Annotated in this window: 17 protein-coding genes and 1 other RNA gene; 14 read left to right on the top strand and 4 right to left on the bottom strand. The window is 49.5% G+C overall.

Annotated elements, in window-relative coordinates:
• Positions 1–98 precede the first annotated feature (98 nt).
• Both DWZ44_RS13375 and DWZ44_RS13380 read left to right on the top strand, forming a co-directional pair.
• A complete protein-coding gene (locus DWZ44_RS13375) occupies positions 99–764 on the top strand; it encodes a DUF2399 domain-containing protein (protein WP_117805068.1) in 666 nt (221 codons plus the stop codon).
• Between the two features lie 52 nt (positions 765–816).
• Complete coding sequence (locus DWZ44_RS13380; protein WP_117805069.1) at positions 817–4,212, top strand: DEAD/DEAH box helicase; 3,396 nt, start codon at positions 817–819, stop codon at positions 4,210–4,212.
• 150 nt (positions 4,213–4,362) lie between these two features.
• On the opposite strand, the gene asnA is transcribed toward DWZ44_RS13380, so the two are convergent.
• The 3 genes from asnA to DWZ44_RS13395 all read right to left on the bottom strand — a co-directional run bounded on the left by asnA (position 4,363) and on the right by DWZ44_RS13395 (position 7,319).
• Complete coding sequence (asnA, locus tag DWZ44_RS13385) at positions 4,363–5,376, bottom strand: aspartate--ammonia ligase (RefSeq protein WP_022463264.1); 1,014 nt, start codon at positions 5,374–5,376, stop codon at positions 4,363–4,365.
• A gap of 214 nt (positions 5,377–5,590) precedes the next feature.
• On the bottom strand, positions 5,591–6,442 hold the full coding sequence (locus DWZ44_RS13390; RefSeq protein ID WP_117805070.1) for a sugar phosphate isomerase/epimerase family protein: 852 nt from the start codon (positions 6,440–6,442) through the stop codon (positions 5,591–5,593).
• 133 nt (positions 6,443–6,575) lie between these two features.
• The gene (locus DWZ44_RS13395; RefSeq protein WP_117805071.1) at positions 6,576–7,319 is read right to left on the bottom strand and encodes a ThuA domain-containing protein; all 744 of its coding nucleotides are present in this window, start codon (positions 7,317–7,319) and stop codon (positions 6,576–6,578) included.
• Between the two features lie 214 nt (positions 7,320–7,533).
• On the opposite strand from DWZ44_RS13395, the gene ffs reads away from it, so the two are divergent.
• The 9 genes from ffs to DWZ44_RS13440 all read left to right on the top strand — a co-directional run bounded on the left by ffs (position 7,534) and on the right by DWZ44_RS13440 (position 15,764).
• An RNA gene (ffs, locus tag DWZ44_RS13400) (signal recognition particle sRNA large type) lies at positions 7,534–7,796 on the top strand.
• Between the two features lie 194 nt (positions 7,797–7,990).
• On the top strand, positions 7,991–9,070 hold the full coding sequence (locus DWZ44_RS13405; RefSeq protein WP_022463267.1) for a 6-phosphofructokinase: 1,080 nt from the start codon (positions 7,991–7,993) through the stop codon (positions 9,068–9,070).
• Between the two features lie 143 nt (positions 9,071–9,213).
• Entirely contained in the window at positions 9,214–10,863 is a 1,650-nt protein-coding gene (gene dnaX / locus DWZ44_RS13410; protein ID WP_055265662.1) for a DNA polymerase III subunit gamma/tau, read from the top strand.
• Between the two features lie 33 nt (positions 10,864–10,896).
• The gene (locus tag DWZ44_RS13415) at positions 10,897–11,250 is read left to right on the top strand and encodes a YbaB/EbfC family nucleoid-associated protein (RefSeq protein ID WP_022463269.1); all 354 of its coding nucleotides are present in this window, start codon (positions 10,897–10,899) and stop codon (positions 11,248–11,250) included.
• Entirely contained in the window at positions 11,250–11,846 is a 597-nt protein-coding gene (gene recR, locus DWZ44_RS13420; RefSeq protein ID WP_022463270.1) for a recombination mediator RecR, read from the top strand. Before DWZ44_RS13415 ends, recR begins: the two co-directional genes overlap by 1 nt.
• Before the next feature lie 2 nt (positions 11,847–11,848).
• On the top strand, positions 11,849–12,952 hold the full coding sequence (locus DWZ44_RS13425; protein ID WP_117761711.1) for a LacI family DNA-binding transcriptional regulator: 1,104 nt from the start codon (positions 11,849–11,851) through the stop codon (positions 12,950–12,952).
• 280 nt (positions 12,953–13,232) lie between these two features.
• Positions 13,233–13,886 (top strand): fructose-6-phosphate aldolase, encoded by a 654-nt coding sequence (gene fsa, locus DWZ44_RS13430; RefSeq protein WP_022463272.1) that lies wholly within the window; start codon positions 13,233–13,235, stop codon positions 13,884–13,886.
• 109 nt (positions 13,887–13,995) lie between these two features.
• A complete protein-coding gene (locus DWZ44_RS13435; RefSeq protein WP_055219293.1) occupies positions 13,996–14,835 on the top strand; it encodes a transketolase in 840 nt (279 codons plus the stop codon).
• The gene (locus DWZ44_RS13440) at positions 14,823–15,764 is read left to right on the top strand and encodes a transketolase family protein (RefSeq protein WP_055219295.1); all 942 of its coding nucleotides are present in this window, start codon (positions 14,823–14,825) and stop codon (positions 15,762–15,764) included. The genes DWZ44_RS13435 and DWZ44_RS13440 overlap by 13 nt, the downstream gene beginning before the upstream one ends.
• A gap of 91 nt (positions 15,765–15,855) precedes the next feature.
• Here the strand turns inward: DWZ44_RS13440 and yyaC are convergent, their stop codons facing one another.
• Positions 15,856–16,443 (bottom strand): spore protease YyaC, encoded by a 588-nt coding sequence (yyaC, locus tag DWZ44_RS13445; RefSeq protein ID WP_022463275.1) that lies wholly within the window; start codon positions 16,441–16,443, stop codon positions 15,856–15,858.
• A gap of 200 nt (positions 16,444–16,643) precedes the next feature.
• Between yyaC and DWZ44_RS13450 the strand changes: the two genes are divergently transcribed.
• From DWZ44_RS13450 to DWZ44_RS13460, 3 genes are all read left to right on the top strand, one after another.
• On the top strand, positions 16,644–17,951 hold the full coding sequence (locus tag DWZ44_RS13450; protein ID WP_226906423.1) for a LysM peptidoglycan-binding domain-containing protein: 1,308 nt from the start codon (positions 16,644–16,646) through the stop codon (positions 17,949–17,951).
• A gap of 88 nt (positions 17,952–18,039) precedes the next feature.
• Entirely contained in the window at positions 18,040–19,236 is a 1,197-nt protein-coding gene (locus DWZ44_RS13455; RefSeq protein WP_117805072.1) for a DUF5711 family protein, read from the top strand.
• A gap of 12 nt (positions 19,237–19,248) precedes the next feature.
• Positions 19,249–19,938: a CvpA family protein gene (locus DWZ44_RS13460; RefSeq protein ID WP_055265670.1), complete on the top strand. Its 690-nt coding sequence runs from the start codon at positions 19,249–19,251 to the stop codon at positions 19,936–19,938.
• The last annotated feature ends 105 nt before the right edge of the window (positions 19,939–20,043 follow it).

Below are 20,043 nucleotides of genomic sequence, written 5' to 3' on the forward strand. Positions count from 1 at the left end.
GAAACTTATCATATATAGCAGGATATGATATAATTTTTATTAGTTGAAATAAAAGAGAATAAGAAAGGAAAAAAGGATGGACTACTTGGAGGCAATTGATGAAACCTCTTATTTATCAGTACCGAATGCAATGGAGAGAACTGCTGCAGTGCGTGGGAGTTGTGCCGGATAATATTTCTTCCATGGTACATGCGTTTGGAATTCGTTTGAAAAAACAGGAGATATGGCATCCAGCATATGAAGCCTTTTGCCGATGCGGGGAACCGTATGTGCTTACCATGGAAAATCTGAAGGGTATTACAGAAGTACAGCCTGTCGGAACGTGTGTATACATTGTGGAAAACGAAATGGTATTCAGCTATCTTATGGAACAGGTGCAGGGAAAGAATGTGTCGCTGCTGTGTACGTCGGGACAGCCGCGGTATGCAGCATTAAAACTGATTTCGTTGATCGTACAGAGTGGGATTCCCATTTACTACAGTGGAGATCTTGACCCGGATGGGATCGGAATTGCCGACAGACTCTGGCAGCGGTTCGGAAACAGAATCCAATTCTTTGGAATGTCACCAGAGGATTACCGGAACAGTCTTTCAAAAGAAGTATTTGGAGAAAATGGCAGAAAAAAGCTGGAACACATTTGGCACCCGTTATTAAGAGAAACGGCGGAACTGGTAAGGAAAACAGGAAAAGCGGGATATCGGGAAAATATTTTAAAAGAGCTTTCCGAGAAGCTTGTCGGATGTGATCAAAACCAGAATCTGTAAAATACGAATTGTGAATGATGGGAAAAGATAGAACAGAAAGGATTTTACCAGCATGATTACAAAGGCGGACATCAAACAGGAGACGAATTCCGTATCATATAACCGTGGAAAAAAGATTTATGAAGAACAGAAAGTGCATGCTTTTCAGGTACAGGAAATGAAGGATATTTTCGGATATCAACTGCATAAAATTACAGCTGTCGTAGACGGAAGCGGAAAAAATATGTATTGTGTCAGCGTTTCTGTAGATGAAGAAATGTCTGAAATTATGGAAGATGATTGTGATTGTCCGGCACATGAGCAGTACTGGGGATTGTGCAAACATTGTGTCGCTGTTTTGCTGTACTATCTTGAATGGCGGAAAAAAGAGAGAAAAAAACTGGAAGAAAAAGTGAGAAATGACGAAGAACATCAGGAACTGGAGCAGCTTCTTCGTGCTGTCGGCGTGAAAAAAGGAATGGAAGAATTCCAGGGAGAACATAAAATTGTCAGAAAAGTAGTAAAACCAACACCAAAAGCAGAGACAAGCCCCGGTTTTTCTGAACTGCTTTCACATTATGTGATGCGGGATCAGGTTGCTTTTCTGCCGAAAGCAAAAGCAGGTCAGGTTAAACTGGAAATTCATCTGGAGAGCCAGTTTGACGATTCCTTTCGGGCAGAATTTAAAATCGGAAGCAAAAGGATGTATGTATTAAAAAGTGTTTCCAAAATGACAGCAGCTGTAAAAAATATGGAAACGGTCAGCTACGGTGCGCAGCTTTCTTTTTTGCACTGTATGGATGCTTTTGAAGAAGAAAGCCGCCCGATGGTAGAATTTCTGAGCGCATATACCATGGAACGCGGCTCATGCTATCAGATAGGTACCGGAAGCTATGCGTCCTGCTTTGATGACCGTTATGTGATGATTTCTGTGCAGAATATGGATGAATTTTTTGAGGCTGTTGGCAGCCAGGAGTTCTTTTGTCGTACGAACTGGAGAGAAGAAAAACTGTGGCACTGCCAGGAGGGGATGCCGCAGTATGAAATGAAGCTTTTACGGAAAGCGGATGGCCTAAAGGTACAGATGTACGCGGATCCCATTTTTTATGGCAGAAAATATTTGTATTTTCTTTCAGAAAAAAATACAATTTACCGAATCCCAAGGGAAGAGATAGCAGAAGTCTGCGACTTCCTGGAATATATGGAGCGATGTCCGGACGGAGTCTGTGAAATTGCAAAAGAAGATATCCCGACCTTCTGCCAGGGACTTCTTCCGGTGTTGGAGGAACATTTTAAGGTAAAAAAAGAAGAAAAGCTGGAATTACAGCAGTATCTTCCGCCGCAGGTGGAATTTCAGATTTATCTGGATGCGCCGCAGCATGATATGATTACCTGCGAACTTCTGGCTGTCTATGGCGAGAAAAAATACAATGTTTTTGCAGATGCAAACGATATCCATCAGCTTTCCCATGGCCGTGATGTACGGAAAGAAGCGGCGGCAAACCAGCTCGTTCGATCCTGTTTCAGCGCTTATGATGCGCGGAAACATCAGATGCTTCTCCAGGGAGCCGATGAGATGTATGAGTTTTTAAGCAGCGGTATGGAAGATCTGCAGAAACTGGGCGAAATTTTTGTTTCTGACCGGTTAAAAGCGATCCGTGTCATCTCGTCCCCGAAAGTTTCTGTCGGTGTATCCCTCGCAGAAAATGTACTGGAACTTCATTTGAATCCGGGCAATTTTGGCATGGAGGAACTGGCAGAGATTCTTTCAAAATATGACCGGAAAAAGAAATTTTACCGCCTGAGGACCGGTGAATTTATGGATATGGACGAGGACGGTATCCGCGTTCTCTCGGAACTGCGGGAAAATCTGCAGATCTCCGAGGCAAAGCTGAAGAGCGGCGAGATCACAATTCCGAAATACCGAGCACTCTACCTCGATACCCGTTTAAAAGAGCAGGATGATCTTCAGGTTGAGAAAAACCGCGAGTTCCGTATGCTGATCCGAAATATGAAAACTGCAGAGGAGAACGATTTTGAACTTCCGGACAATCTGCAGGCACAGCTCCGAGAATATCAGAAAACAGGATTCTGGTGGCTGAAAACCTTATGCCAGAACGGCTTTGGCGGTATTCTGGCGGATGATATGGGACTTGGAAAGACGCTGCAGACCATCGCCTTTCTCTTATCTGAAATGCAGGAAGCACCCGAAGATGCAAATCGTCGTTCTTTGATCGTTGCACCGGCATCTCTCGTCTATAACTGGGAGAGCGAATGTGCCCGCTTTGCTCCGGAGCTGCAGACGAGACTCGTCGCCGGTACACAGGAACAGAGGAAAGAGATGATCGAAAATGCCGGTATGCAGGATATTTTGATTACCTCGTACGATTTGCTCCGCCGCGATATCGAACTGTATCAGGATCTCCCGTTCTTCTGCGAGATCATTGATGAGGCGCAGTTCATCAAAAATCACGCAACGCAGGGAGCAAAAGCCGTGAAAACGATCCATGCATCGTTCCGCCTGGCATTAACCGGAACACCGGTAGAAAACCAGTTAAGTGAACTATGGAGCATCTTTGATTATCTGATGCCGGGATTCCTCTATGGATATCAGAAATTCCGCGAGCAGTTTGAACTTCCGATTGTGCGGAACGGCGACGAAGAAAGATTAGAACGTCTGCAAAAGATGATCCGTCCGTTTATTCTGCGCCGTCTGAAGAAGGAAGTGCTGAAGGATCTGCCGGACAAAATTGAGAAAAATATGGCTGCCCGCATGGAACAGAAGCAGAAGGAGCTGTATCATGCACATGCCCAGCGGCTGGCGCTTATGCTGCAGAACCAGACAGAGGAAGAATTTGCCGATTCCAGGTTCCAGGTGCTCTCTGAACTGACGCGGCTGCGTCAGCTCTGCTGTGATCCTGCGCTTGTTTACGAAAATTACGAAGGCGGTTCGGCAAAACTCGATCTCTGCATCGAGCTGATTCAGAGTGCCGTGGAATCCGGCCACAAAATCCTGCTGTTCTCCCAGTTCACTTCGATGATCGAGATCCTGACCGCGCGTCTGCAGGAAGAAAGCATCAGCTACTTTGTCCTGCAGGGAAGCACGAAAAAAGAGCAGCGTGCACAAATGGTGGAACAGTTCAACCGGGATGACACGTCTGTATTCTGTATTTCCCTGAAAGCAGGTGGAACCGGCCTGAACCTGACCGGCGCGGATATCGTCATCCATTACGATCCATGGTGGAATGTTGCTGTTGAAAATCAGGCGACAGACCGTGCACATCGTATTGGGCAGAAAAATGTTGTGACGGTATACAAATTGATTGCAAAAGGAACCATCGAGGAAAAAATCATCAAGCTTCAGCAGATGAAAAAAGAGCTGGCGGAAGAGATCCTTTCCGGTGATGAAATTAAGACAGCATCCTTTCAGAGAGAGGAACTGCTTGAGCTTTTGGAAGAACGGTTCTGAAACCGCGAAAAACAGAAAAAGATTTGATGTAAGGACGAAATGCAGCAGCAATGCAGGAAAATATAAAAGGGATACGTTTCTGTCATACCCTGAAAACGGGCGGACAGGAAACGTATCCCTTTTACAGTAATAGTCTATTCGAAACCAATCTTACAGAAGCTGAATATTCATCACATCCATCACCTCTCGTGTCTCCATCGGCCATACCGAGCACTGTACCTCTCCGATGTGCGCTTTGCGCAGGAAAAACATACAGATACGGGACTGTCCGATACCGCCGCCGATTGTCTGCGGGAGAGTGCCGTTCAGAATGGATTTCTGGAAGGGAAGCTTCGCGCGGGACTGGCATCCGCATTCCTTTAACTGGGCGCGGAGAGCATCTGCGTTGACGCGGATACCCATGGAGGAGAGCTCAAGGGCGATGTCAAGCACTGGATAATAAACGATCAGATCGCCGTTTAAGGACCAGTCGTCGTAGTCCGGGGAACGTCCGTCCTGACGCTCTCCGGAAGCAAGCACGCCGCCGATCTGCATAATAAAGACAGCACCTTTTTCTTTGGTGATTGTATACTCTCTTTCCTTTGGAGTCAGATCCGGATAGCGATCCTCAAGTTCCTGGGAAGTGATAAAGAAAATTTCATCCGGCAGAATGGTTTCGATGTAGTCGTACTGGTCTGCCATATGTTTTTCCGTGTTTTTCAGTGCCTCATAGATATCTTTTACGGTACTCTTTAAGAAATCAAGATTGCGTTCTTCCGGGGACATGATTTTTTCCCAGTCCCACTGATCCACGTAAACGGAGTGAATGTTGTCGGTCACCTCGTCCTGGCGGATGGCGTTCATATCGGTGTAGATGCCTTCTCCCTCAGAGAAGCCGTATTTGTGAAGCGCGTACCGTTTCCATTTTGCCAGAGACTGAACAATTTCAGCGGTTTTCTTGGTACCCTGATCCTTTAACTCAAAAGAAACCGGGTGTTCTACGCCATTCAGATTGTCATTCAAGCCGGTTTCCGGCTGTACAAAAAGCGGAGCTGTTACACGGAGCAGATGTAGACGATGTGTCAGCTCGTGCTGGAAATAATCCTTTACTGTTTTAATCGCCACCTGTGTATCGTGGAGGTTTAATGCAGATTTGTAACCCTGCGGAATAATAATTTCTCCCATTACTTTAAAACCCTCTTGTTTTAGATTTGCTTTTCGAATCACGCCTTCTCAAAAAGCTTCAAATTTAGTTTACCATGTTTTCCATGGAAAGCAAGGAAAAGATACGAAAAAACCAAAGATAGTAAAGAATTTTTTCGACATAATTTTTTTGCTGAAATTCTCCCCGGAAATACGAATTTTTCCGAAAATCAGAGCGCTTATGAAAGAGGCGGAATTATTCGGAAACCCACTGGCGCAGAAACGCTGCGGACTGTTCGATGAACGATAACTGATCCGGCGCATCGAAATGCTCGATGGCGAGATAACCGTCGTAATCGCACGCTTCTAAATCTGTAAGAAGCTTTGCCATCGGCAGATATCCCGTTCCGGCCGGTGTCTGGCCAAGGCCGCGGCAGAAACGTCCGTGAACGAGCGGGCTTTCGGCACGATCCTTACAGTGAACATGGACAATATAATCCTTCAGAAGCCAGGCAGCATACGAAACATCCTCATCACTGAAAGCAAAATTTCCGATATCAAGCGTATACCGCAGCCCCGGCACGTGCTCCATAAACCAGAGCAGCGGATATGTGCGTGCAAACGGCTGTAAAAAACCGTCAAAGTCCTCTAAGGTAATCGTAACGCCACGCAAAGCCGCATATTCGGCGAGTGAGGAAAGCGCATGTACCATATTTTGAATCGATTTGTTTTCGGCCATAAAAGTACTCGTTGCCTCATAGGTGCTGCTGCAGGCTGCAAGCTCTGCCGCTTCGGCAGTTTCAAGCGCGCCTGCAACAAACAGGACACGCGAAACCTGCTGCGATGCCGCAGTATCGAGCATCTGCTGTGCTCTGCCAAGATCCGTATCATGGGAAAAATCAAAGGTTTCATGCATACAGCTGATCACCAGCCCCGCATCGGAAAGCATCGGGGCAATGACCTCTTTTTCTGATGCAAACAGACTGTAGTTCATCTCAACAGCCGAAATTCCCTGATCCCTGCAGAACGCGAGCACTTCCGGAATCGTCTTACCGGATTGCTCACACGCCTGTAGAATGTGTTCGTAAAAAACGGAAAGCTTTCTCATATAACATTTCCTCCTGATTTATGCAATGTGTACGCAGATTCCATCCGCGTATTGCAGAACATTTTTGATCGTGAAATCAGACCCCTGTTTTGAAAAAATCAAACGGGATACAGATATCGGTAAACTGCAGTTGCTATTTTTCGTGTGAAGAAAGATACACTTCCTCTGTAGATGGATTCACCCATGCATTATCCAGTGGTGCCGGTCTTCGTACTACAGGAACGCACCAGCGCACCCCGTTTTTGATAATCTTCTGAATCACCGGCATATGGTAAATGGGGTATTCCTCGTGTCCCGGCTGAAAATAGAAAATTTTGCCCAGCCCACGTGTAAAGGTGCATCCGCTGCGGAACACCTCACCGCCTGCAAACCATCCCGTAAATACCACATCATCCGGTTTGGGAATATCAAAAAACTCCCCGTACATCTCTTCCTCCGGAATATCCACCCATGCCGGAATTCCCTGCGCGATCGGATGGGTCGGACACGTACAGAACAGTCTCTCACGATCCCCATGCCGCCACCGAAGCGTCATACTTGTTCCGAGAAGCTTCCGCATAATCTTGGAATAATGCCCTGAATGCAGAACTACCAGCCCCATTCCGGCTAGCACATGACGCCGAACCCGCTCGGCCACATCGTCCGAGAACTCCTCCTGCAGCATATGATTCCAGAACACCAGCACATCGGTATTTGCCAGCACTTCTTCCGTCAGCCCATGCTCCTTCTCGTCAAACACAGCCGTCCGAACCGAAAGCTCCTCCTCTTGTCCCAGAAACTTTGCAATACAGGCATGAATCCCGTCCGGATAAATCTCTTTCACTTTCTCCTGTGTTCGCTCATGCTGAAACTCATTCCAGACCGTAACTCGTATCATTCGTCCACCCTCCTTCTATAAGAAAAAAATATATCATTTTCAAAAAGTTATCGATAGCAAATTTTGAAAATAATGAAAAAAGCAGTCGTTCACACTCTGCGGTACTGAATTTTTGCGTTATTTTCTGGCCTTACTATAAATTATACTCGTGCTATACCAATATTTCAATTCACAAATTCCTTGACATCCCCTCCGAAATCCCGTATACTAAACAATGCGCAGCCGGGGAGATAGCGGTGCCCTGTACCCGCAATCCGCTACAGCGGGGGTGATGCCAATCCGAGGGCTCTTTCATTGCGAAGCTGCCTTCTATAAGTGACGTTGACGTCTGGGTCTTACGCAACAGGACTCCATGAACCGTGTCAGGGCAGGAATGCAGCAGCACTAAGTGGAATCTCCTGTGTGCCGTGAGGGTGCCTGGGCCGAGTAGGCTGTAGGAGTAACGTTCGTGGTGAGAGTTCGAAGTGCGGCGCGCATAAAAAAGAAAATCCAAGGAAGCCTGAACCCCAGACTTCCTTTTTTCGTACAAAAAATAGAAACTCCCGCGCTTTCTTCCCCCGAACTATTGTGAGAACGAAAAAAATAGGGTATAATGTAAACATTCCATAATACTGCCAAGAAACAAGAAGCAGTCGTGAAAATCTAATAAAGAACAGGATGGGAAAAGTCATATGTTAAGAATTGGTCTGTTAACAAGCGGCGGAGACTGCCAGGCATTAAATGCGACCATGCGCGGAGTCGTAAAAGGCCTTGCAAACAATGTAAAAGATCTCGAAGTATACGGATTCATGAACGGCTATAAAGGCCTCATCTACAGCGATTACCGCATGCTCAGTGCAAAAGATTTTTCCGGTATATTAACACAGGGAGGAACTATTCTCGGAACCTCACGTCAGCCGTTTAAGCTGATGCGTACCCCGGATGCAAACGGTCTGGACAAAGTGGAAGCAATGAAGCATACCTACCACAAGCTCCTTCTGGACTGCCTTGTCATTCTTGGCGGAAACGGAACCCAGAAAACAGCAAACCTCTTGAGAGAGGAAGGACTGAATATTATCCATCTTCCGAAAACCATCGATAATGATATCTACGGAACGGATATGACCTTCGGTTTCTACAGTGCCGTCAATATTGCATCCGATGCGATCGACTGCATCCATACAACAGCCTCCTCTCACCAGAGAGTTTTTATCGTAGAGGTTATGGGTCATAAAGTAGGCTGGCTGACGCTGTACGCCGGAATCGCAAGCGGCGCAGACGTTATCCTGATTCCGGAAATTCCATACGATATTGAAAAAGTATGCGAGGCCATCAACAGACGAAAAGAGCGCGGAAGCGGATTCACCATTCTTGCCGTTGCCGAGGGTGCAATTGCAAAAGAAGACGCAGCACTTCCGAAGAAAGAGCTGAAAAAACGTCAGGAAGAAATCGCAAAGAAATACCCGTCCGTATCCTACAAGATCGCAGAAGAAATCGAGGCAAAGACAGGCATGGAAATCCGCGTCACCGTACCGGGCCACATGCAGCGAGGCGGCAGCCCGTGTCCGTATGACCGTGTCCTTTCCACAAGACTCGGATCCGAGGCAGCACAGCTTATTCTGGACAAACAGTACGGCTACATGGTCGGAATGGTCAACGGAAAAGTAAAGAAAATTCCGCTGGGCGAGTGCGCCGGAAAATTAAAGACCGTAGATCCGAATGCACAGGAAGTCCTGCAGGCAAAACGGATGGGAATCAGCTTCGGCGATTGATGCGTTCCCGAAAAAGGCAGGGAAAAAGAACGGAGGCCTTAAAGCAAGAAGAACAAGGTCTCCGTTCTTCTGTTGCACTGCTGTCTAAAAGAAACTGCCGGCGGCAGGCTTCCATGCCGATGCAATAAAAGGAGAAAAATTTTATGAGCTATACTGCTCTGTACCGAAAATTCCGTCCTTCCACCTTTGAGGATGTAAAAGGACAGGATCACATTGTAACAACATTAAAAAATCAGATCCGCGCGGACCGCATCGGTCATGCGTACCTGTTCTGCGGAACCCGCGGAACAGGAAAAACGACGATCGCCAAGATTCTCGCCCGTTCGGTCAACTGCGAACATCCCGTGGACGGAAGCCCGTGCAACGAATGTCCGACGTGTAAGGCGATTCTGGCGGGCGTTTCCACGAACGTCATCGAGATCGACGCGGCATCGAACAACGGTGTCGACAACATCCGTGAAATCCGTGAGGAGGTAGCCTACCGGCCGACACAGGGACGGTATAAAGTCTATATCATCGACGAGGTGCATATGCTTTCTACCGGAGCGTTCAATGCACTCTTAAAAACCCTGGAGGAGCCGCCGTCCTATGTCATCTTCATTCTGGCGACCACAGAGGCAAACAAAATCCCGGTGACGATCCTTTCCAGATGCCAGCGGTACGATTTCCGCCGCATCACGATCGATACCATCGCGGCGCGTCTTAGTGAACTGATGGAAAAAGAGGGCGTGGACGTCGAAGAAAAAGCCATCCGCTACGTCGCAAAGGCGGGCGACGGCTCCATGCGAGACGCGTTAAGCCTCCTGGACCAGTGCATCGCCTTCTACCTCGGGCAGAAGCTGACGTACGATAAAGTCCTTGAAGTTCTCGGAACTGTTGATACCGAAATCTTCAGCCAGATGCTCCGCACGATCCTCGCCGGGGATGTAACGGGAAGCATCCGCACGCTGGAAACCCTTTTAAACCGCGGAAAAGAGCTGGGACAGTTCGTTACCGACTTTACGTGGTATCTGCGGAATCTGCTGTTGGTAAAAAGCGCAGATGAAACCGAAGAACTGCTCGACGTCTCTACAGAAAACCTGAAGCTCTTAAAAGAAGAGAGCACGATGGTAGACGATGAGACGCTGATCCACTATATCCGCGTTTTATCCGAGCTCTCCGGCCAGCTCCGCTATGCGGCGCAGAAGCGCGTGCTCGTCGAGGTGGCACTCGTCAAACTCTGCAAACCGCAGATGGAGCAGAACCTCGAATCCGTGCTGGAGCGTCTTAGGATTCTCGAAGAAAAAATGGAGCGCGGAATCCCGATGATGGTGACAAATGCACCGGGAGCAGGAAACGGCAGTGCAGGAGGCTCCGGAGCGGCCGGAGACGGCTATGCGGCGGCAGAAACACCGCAGAGTGCACCGGCACCAGTGAAAGCCGCACCGGCGGATTTACAGCGCATCAGCGCGTCCTGGAAGGCAATTGTCGGCCAGACAAGCGGCATGTTCCGCCAGTTTCTGCAGAGCGCCGTTCCGAAATACAACAGCGAGACGGGCGACGCCAAACTGTTTGTTGAGTTTGCAGACCAGCTCGCATCCATCTACGTTGAGCGGCCGGAGGCAGCCGATGAGATCCGCACCATTATTGAACAGATGACTGGAAAAACCGTAGAGGTCCAGCTCATTTTAGCAGACCAGCATGCAAACGCCGCGCTCTCCACGATTTCCGTGGATGATGCACTGACGCAGGCGATTCATGGAATCCCGGTCGAGGAGGACGACGAGAGCGACTTCGACGACGGGGAAGAATAGATTAAAAACAAATTTTTCAGGAGGATATTACCCATGGCAAAAAGAGGAGGATTCCCGGGAGGAATGCCGGGCAACATGAACAATCTGATGAAGCAGGCTCAGAAAATGCAGAAGCAGATGGAAGAGAACCAGAAAGCGCTCGAGGAGAAAGAGTTCACTGCGACAGCAGGCGGCGGAGCCGTAGAAGTAACCATTTCCGGTAAAAAAGAAGTAACCAAAGTTAAAATCAGCGAAGATGCCGTCGATCCGGATGACGTAGAAATGCTCGAGGATCTGATTATGGCAGCGACAAACGAGGCACTGCGCAAAGTGGAAGACGAAGCAGCCAAAGCAATGGGCAAACTCGCCGGCGGACTTGGCAGCATGGGCGGAGGATTCCCGTTCTGATGGATTACTACAGCGGATACATCAATCAGTTGATCGAGCAGCTGTCCCATCTGCCTGGCATCGGTGTGAAAACCGCACAGCGACTGGCCTTTCATATTATGAATATGCCGGCCGACCAGGCAAAACGGCTGGCCGATTCGATCACAGAAGCAAAATCCCATGTCCAGTACTGTAAGTGCTGCCAGACCCTGACCGACAAAGAGCTGTGCCCGATCTGCGCAAATGTCAAGCGCGACCACAGCGTGATCATGGTGGTGGAGACGACGCAGGATCTTGCGGCATATGAAAAAACCGGAAAATACGACGGCGTTTACCACGTCCTGCACGGGGCCATCTCCCCGATGCTGGGGATTGGGCCGGACGACATCCGGTTAAAAGAGCTGATGCAGCGCCTCCAGGGCGATGTCTCGGAGGTTATCGTTGCCACGAACTCCAGCCTGGAGGGCGAGACAACGGCCATGTACATCAGCAAGCTGATCAAGCCGACCGGCATCAAGGTGACGCGGATTGCAAGCGGTGTTCCGGTGGGCGGCGATCTGGAAAATATTGACGAAGTCACCCTTCTGCGTGCGTTAGAGGGCAGAACGGAGCTGTAATTATGGGCAGAAAAAAAGTGACATCCAGTGATGTCGCAGCAGCCTCAGGCGTATCCCAGGCGACGGTCTCCATGATCCTGAACCGGCGGGAAAACGTTTCGTTCTCGCGGGAAACAGTAGAAAAAGTGGAGGCGGCGGCAAAAGAGCTGGGCTACCAGATTCCGCGGCGGAAGATGAGAAGAGAGTCGAACGGCAACAAGCTGATCGTCGTCTTCTGTCCGACGCTGACGAATCCTTACTATGTGATGCTGCTGCACGGCATCGAAGAAGTTGCAAAAGAGAAGAATTACGGGGTCTTTGTCTGCAATACGCAGAGGGACCTGAAAATCGAAGAGAATTATCTTCGGATGATGAAGAGTGTGCGCCCGCGCGGAATTATCTACACCTGCAATCCGAGCAGAAGCTGCAAGGAAAAAGTGGAGGAGCTGGCCGCGGAGATTCCGCTTGTCATCATCAACAACCGAGAAGAGCTGCTGGAAATTGATGCGGTCGAGCTGAACAATGCAAAACCCGGCAGGCTGATGGCACGCCACCTGCTGGAACTGGGACACCGGCATGTGGCGTTTGTTTCACCTCCGCTGACTTCCAAACAGGGCCAGCGCCTGAAACGCGTGGAGGGCTTTGTGCGCGAGTTTGAGGAGGCAGGATACGGCCACGGCGTGATCGTCAAATCGGCGGATGAGGACCTCGACGAGGTGATCCCGAGCATGGATTCTGAGTACAAGATGGGCTATTATCTGACGAAGGAACTGCTGCGGGAGGACAAGAACCTTACGGCAATCGTCGGCATGAATGATATGATCGCGTTCGGGATCATGGACGCCGTGCTCGAGAGCAAACTGCGCATTCCGGCGGATATTTCCGTAGTGGGATGTGACAACACCGTCTATTCCAGCTTCCGCTCGATTTCCCTGACGACGATTGACCACTATGTGCCATTGAAGGGCCGCGATGCGTGCGATATCATCCTGCGGAAAATCCAGTCTCTTCGGGAAAGCCAGGACGGCAATGAACCCTTAAGCACGTATCATGTCGAGTATGAGCCGAAACTGATCGTGCGGCGCAGCACTTCGTATGCAAGAACCGAAAAATTAAAAAATAAATAGGACGGCTGAAATTATTATTAATAATTTTGAATAAAACAGCTCCGACGCAAACCGGGAAAACACAAAGAAAAGGAAAAACCGGAAAAAATGAGAAAAAATCCGCCAGAGTAATTTATAAAATAGTATTTATAAATAATAAAATTAATTAATAAAAATGAGGCCGACTTGACGGAAAAACCAAACATATCTATACTGGAGATAACAGAAAAACGGAGCCGTTCTGCGGAAAACAACAGGCCCCGAAACCTTACGAAAGTATGAATATGGGAGGAAAAACAACATGAGATTTTTCATCGACACAGCAAAAGTAGAGGACATTAAAAAAGCAAACGACATGGGCGTTATCTGCGGCGTTACCACCAACCCGTCCCTGATCGCAAAAGAAGGACGTGACTTCAAAGAGGTCATCAAAGAGATCACCGAGATCGTAGACGGACCGATCAGCGGCGAGGTAAAAGCTACCACAACAGATGCAGAAGGCATGATCAAAGAAGGCCGTGAGATCGCAGCCATCCATCCAAACATGGTTGTTAAAATCCCGATGACCGTAGAAGGACTCAAAGCTGTTAAAGTTCTGAGCGCAGAGGGCATCAAGACAAACGTAACCCTGATCTTCTCCGCAAACCAGGCACTTCTGGCTGCAAGAGCAGGTGCAACTTATGTTTCCCCATTCCTTGGAAGACTCGATGACATCAGCACCCGCGGCGTTGATCTGATCCGTGAAATCGTTGAGATCTTCGACGTAGCCGGCATCGACACCGAGATCATCGCAGCAAGTGTCCGCAACCCGATCCACGTAACCGACTGCGCACTGGCTGGTGCAGACATTGCAACTGTTCCATACAACGTAATCGTACAGATGACCAAACATCCTCTGACCGACGCCGGAATCGCAAAATTCCAGGCTGACTACAAAGCTGTATTCGGCGAATAAGACCTAAACATGATTGCATAAAAGCTGGAAATATGGTATTGTGAACAAAGTGAACAATAGCGATATTTCCAGCTTTTGATTCCGATTCAACTAAACAAGGAGAAAAGACATGAACAAGTTAGAACTTCAGAAGACGGCCAATGAGATCCGCAAAGGGATCGTCAGCGGCGTTCATGCAGCAAAGGCCGGCCATCCGGGCGGATCTCTGTCTGCAGCCGATATTTTCACGTATCTGTATTTTGAAGAAATGAACGTGGACCCGAAAAATCCAAAAGATCCGGACCGCGATCGTTTTGTACTTTCGAAAGGCCACACAGCGCCGGGACTGTATGCAGCACTGGCTGAAAAAGGTTATTTCCCGAAAGAAGATCTGCTGACCCTTCGCCATCTTGGATCTTATCTGCAGGGACATCCGGATATGAAACATATCCCGGGCGTTGATATGTCAAGCGGTTCCCTCGGACAGGGAATCTCCGCAGCAGTCGGAATGGCACTCGGTGCAAAACTGCAGAACAAAGCATTTCGTGTTTATACACTTCTTGGCGATGGTGAAATCCAGGAAGGTCAGGTCTGGGAGGCAGCCATGTTTGCCGGAGCAAAACATCTGGACAACCTCGTTGTGATCGTAGACAACAACGGACTTCAGATCGACGGAAACGTAGCAGATGTCAACAGTCCGTACCCGATCGACAAAAAATTCGAGGCATTCAACTTCCACGTAATCAACGTAGCGGACGGCAACGATTTCGATCAGCTGAAAGCTGCATTTGATGAGGCGCGCACCGTAACAGGCATGCCGACCGCCATCATCACAAAGACCGTAAAAGGAAAAGGCGTTTCCTTCATGGAGAACCAGGTAGGCTGGCACGGAAAAGCTCCGAACGATGAAGAATACGCAATTGCTATGGCAGAACTGGAAAAGGCAGGTGAAGCGTTATGTCAGAAGTAAAGAAAATCGCAACAAGAGAAAGTTACGGTAATGCACTGGTTGAACTTGGCGCAGAGCATGACAATCTGATCGTACTCGACGCTGACCTTGCAGCAGCAACCAAGACTGGTGTGTTCAAAAAAGCATATCCGGACCGTCACATCGACTGTGGTATCGCAGAATGTAATATGATGGGAATCGCTGCCGGCCTTTCCACCACAGGCATCGTTCCGTTCGCAAGCACCTTCGCGATGTTTGCCGCAGGCCGTGCGTTTGAGCAGGTACGCAACTCCATCGGATACCCGCATCTGAACGTAAAAATCGGTGCTACCCATGCCGGAATTTCCGTAGGAGAAGACGGCGCAACACATCAGTGCAACGAGGATATCGCCCTGATGAGAACCATCCCGGGTATGGTCATCCTGAACCCGGCAGATGATGTAGAGGCAAAAGCCTGCGTGAAAGCAGCTTATGAATACAACGGACCGGTTTACCTTCGTTTCGGACGTCTGGCAGTGCCGGTGATCAACGACAGACCGGATTACAAATTTGAACTCGGAAAAGGCGTTGTTCTCCGTGAAGGCAAGGATGTCACCATCGTTGCAACAGGCCTTTGCGTAAGCTCCGCTCTGGAAGCAGCAGAGAAACTTGCCGCAGACGGCATTGATGCCAAGATCATCAACATCCACACCATCAAACCGCTGGATGAGGAGCTGATCGTTGCAGCAGCAAAAGAGACCGGCAAAGTCGTAACCGTAGAAGAGCACTCGGTGATCGGAGGACTTGGAAGCGCAGTCTGCGACGCACTGGCAGAGAAATGCCCGGTTCCGGTGAAGAAAATCGGTGTACAGGATGTCTTCGGAGAGTCCGGCCCGGCAGCCGCTCTTCTTGCAAAATACAAACTCGACGGCGAGGGCGTTTACGAGCAGGTAAAAGAGTTCTGTAAATAAGATTTTTCGAAATAAATGACAAAAGAAAACAGGCAGAGGCCACACCGGAAAACGGTGCAGTCTCTGCCTGTTTTGTTGTCTGCAGTTTTTCTTAAAGCAGAAGTTCGCTTGTCCCGGCCGCCTCAAGTTCCCGGCAGGCGAGCAGGATTCCCTGAGAGATGGATTCCGCCATATGGAAAATCGTGGCAAGCCGGGTTGTCTGCAGAAGAAGCTGTTCAAAACTGCCCGATACATTCACAATACCTGTGATAAAAATATCCCCGACCTCGGGCAGCGTCTTCCCTGCCCCCGCGCCCGGCCGGATCGCCCCGTTTCCGATCGTGATGTATCCCTGATGACGCCGCGAACCAAGCGAAGCATCGATCGCAACGAGCAGTGCCTCCGGGTGGCGGGAATGGATGTACGAAATCCGGTCCGGTAGATTCAGGGCGTGCACCGGGTCATCCAGCGTTCCATAGACATGAAAAACGCGGCTGCAGTACGGCGAAAGCTGGTACCCGATCAGCGGTCCTAAGGAATCCCCAGTGATCCGGTCGCTTCCGATGCAGAGAAATACCAGTTCACGGAACATGCGTCCGTCCTTTTGAATGCAGTAAGAAAACAGCGACGCCAGCTCTTCGCTGGCGCTGCGGCTTCGCTCATTGATGTAGTAAACTTCGGCGTCTTTTTTTCGAAACATGACCGGTACCTGCCTTTCAGAAGAATCATCCACAGTTTAACCGTATATGGTATAAACTATTCCTGCAATGAAAAAAACATGACATGCCCTCCGGTGCAGAAAAACGGGAAAACAGTCGGAAAAAACCGTGACAGCCCTGCCCCAAAACGATCTTTTTCGCGGAACATCCGTGATAAAGTAGGCAAAAAGGGGTGAAAAGCATGATTGAGATTGTCTATAAAGAAAACAAAGAGCAGGCGAACGGCAACGAGGGATACTTTCATCTGCCGAAAAATATCCGCCAGGTCGGTGATACGAACGGCAGGGAGCGGATTTATCTGGAAGATTATGTCGGAACCTTTCTGAAAAAATATTTTTCCGCACCGGAGGGACGTGCCGCCATGCTGTTCGGCGAATTTAAGTGGGCGGACGGAATTTCCTACTTTTTTATCCGCAGCGCGGCCGCGATTCATACGATGGAGCCGGCGCCGGATCACCTGGTCTTCGATGATGCAGTATGGACGGAGGTCCACGATGTGATGGAAAAATATTTCAAAAACCAGCAGATCCTCGGCTGGGCACTTTCTCTTCCGGGATACGGGGAGGATCTGAATGAACAGATCATCCGAGCGCATCTGAACCACTTCGGCGGAAATGACAAGACGCTGTTCCGCGTCAACGGACAGGAAAAAGAGGAAACCTTCTATACGTACGAGGGCGGCACCCTGCGGAGCACGGGAGGCTTTTACATTTATTATGAAAAGAATGAGCCGATGCAGTCGTATCTGATCGATCAGAATCAGAACCGGTCGATCGAAAACGGAGAGAGCGTGCCCGACCGCGCTGTCAGCGATTTTCGGAAGATGATTGAGGAGAAGAGCGGGGAGGAGCCGGAACACGATCACAGAAAGCCGATCCTCTATGCGATGACAGCATGCGCGGCTGCGGCGCTTCTTGTGACGGTGACGCAGAAATACGGAGATGCGCTGCCGTTTCCGGGGAAAACAAAGGAGCAGACGGTAGCAGTGGCGGGAAACGTACAGGGAGAGAAGACACAGACGGCGGAGAGTGCAGCGGAAGCATCAGCGGCGGAAGAGGGAAACACAGGGGAAAATACTTCGACACCGGAAAGCACAGGAACGGAACTGGAAACGGAAAATGAGAGCGGGAGCGCGGCGGTAAGTGAGGAGCAGAATTTATCCGGAACGGATCCGGCAGGCAGCGGAGAGCAAAGCACATCCGGCGGGGAGCAGACTGGTGCAGCGGAGAACAATACCGGTACGGCGCAGACAGATCCAGCACCGGGAGCAGAGCCATCGTCCGCCCCGGGAACTGCTTCCGGCAGTGAGACGGCAGAAACCGCCGCGCAGGTCTGGCAGGAGTACACCGTACAGAAGGGGGACAGCCTCTCGAAAATCAGTGAGAGATATTACGGAACGATGAGCAGAGTGAAAGATATCTGCGAACTGAACCAGATCGCGGTGGAAGATCTCATATATGCGGGGCAGAAAATATACCTCCCAAAATAGAGAAAAATATGGTACACTAGAGCGGAATCAAACTGCGGCCGAAAGGGCGGCAGAAAATAAGTCCGAAAAGAACATAAGGGGAATGAAAATGGACGGAAAAAACAGAGAAGAACAGGAGAACGGAGCAAAAGTCCGGGATCTTGAGGAGTATAAAGCAGAAAACAGAAAAAGAAAACGCAGACGCCGGATCACCGTTGGAATCCTTGCAGGAGCCATTCTCGCGGCCGGAATTGGTACAGGGGTATGGCTTCAGCTGCGTACTTTTCAGGGATACGACACAGTACAGGCAACAGAGACCGAGGACACCGATACGTATATGTTTCAGAAATCCGGAAATAAGATCGTGCGCTACGGTATCGACGGCATCGAACTGCGCGACCGGAAAAATCAGACCCTCTGGAGCGATCATTATACCATGGAAAATCCGCAGATGATATCCTGCGGCGATGCAATTGCCATTTACGATAAAAACGGAACCAAAATTGTTGTATACGATGCCGATGGAAAGGCCGGCGAAATTACCGCGTCGTATCCGATCGTGAAAGCATCCGTTGCAGGCCAGGGCGTCGTTGCGGCGATTCTGGAAAACAACGGGGAGAGCTGGATCAAATACTATAATACCGATGGAACGGAGATCGCCTCCTCCCACCCGAATATGGACAGTCCGGGCTATCCGATGGATCTCTCGCTTTCTTCGGACGGACTCTGGATGGCGGTTTCCTACGCTTACGAAGACGGCGGCAAGATGAAATCACAGGTCGCTTTCTACAATTTCGGGAGCAGGGGCGAGGATCTGGTGGACAACCTTGCAAGTTCATCGAGCTATACCGATATGCTGTGCCCGCAGATCGAAACCGCGGGAACATCCTCATGGGTTGCCTTCTTTGACAACGGCTTCCGCATCTATGAAGGAACGAACAAGCCGAAAGAGACAGTGAGCGTATCAGAAGATGGAGAAATTTTAAGCTGCGCGTATGCAGACGACCGCGTGGTTCTGATTCTGCGCGGGGAGAGTGACGATCATCCGTACCGGATGAAAATCTACAATCTGAAAGGAAAACAGCTTGCGGATGAAAATCTGGATTTCTATTACCAGAACCTTCAGATAGAAGAAAAACAGATTCTGCTGACGAACCGGCAGGAACTGTGTGTATATACCTTAAATGGAAGAAAGAAGTACAGCGGCGTGGTCAGCGAAACACAGATTCACGAGATCCTCGGCATGGGGCAGAACCGGTATCTGCTCGCGGAGGAGGACGGCGTTTCGATGATCCGGCTGAAATAGGAGAAGAAAAACATGAATTGGCTGAGATACGTATTACTTGCGGTGTGTATTCTTTCCGCGCTGGCTGGATATCGAAAGGGGCTGGTCCGGACAGTGCTGTCCATGGTGTCCCTGATTCTGGTGACAGGACTGGCGATCTGGATGAATCCGTATGTAACGGATGTGCTGAATGAGCGGACAACGCTGCCGCAGTATGTGGAGAAGAAATGTTTAGAGACATTTGAAAACAATGAATTTCTGTCGGGGGAAAACCAGGATGTGCAGAAGAAATGGCTGGAGAGCATGGGCGTGCCGGAGGAGCTGGTGAACCAGATCCTCGGAAGCGGCGCGGTGCGGGAGTACCAGGAGGAACAGCTGCACAGTTTGGCATCCTACGCGGCGAAGGCGGTATCGGAAAAGATTATGAAAGGGATTGCTTTCTTTTTGACGCTGGTGCTTGCCGTTGTTTTCGTGACGATTGCGGTGAAAATTGTGGAATTGATTGCGGAGATTCCGGGGATCAGCTTTTTGAACCGCATGGGAGGAGCAGGACTTGGTGTCGTGCGTGCGGTGCTGTGGATCTGGATTTTCTTTGCGGTGGTGTACTGCTTTCAGGCGACACACTGGGGGAATGTATGCATGAAGCAGATCCAGGGCGATATGGCGCTGGCATGGATTCGGGAGAATAATCCGGTGCTGATGCTGTTGAAGAATGTATTATAAGATGAGAAAAAACGGTTCCTTGTGGGGCCGTTTTTTGGTGGGAGGGGGGACGAGGAAAAGCGGGCGTCGTGTGGGCGGCGGATGCGGTGGGAGGGGAGAAACGTG

Source organism: Blautia sp. AF32-4BH (assembly GCF_003460565.1).
GTDB lineage: Bacteria > Bacillota > Clostridia > Lachnospirales > Lachnospiraceae > Fusicatenibacter > Fusicatenibacter saccharivorans.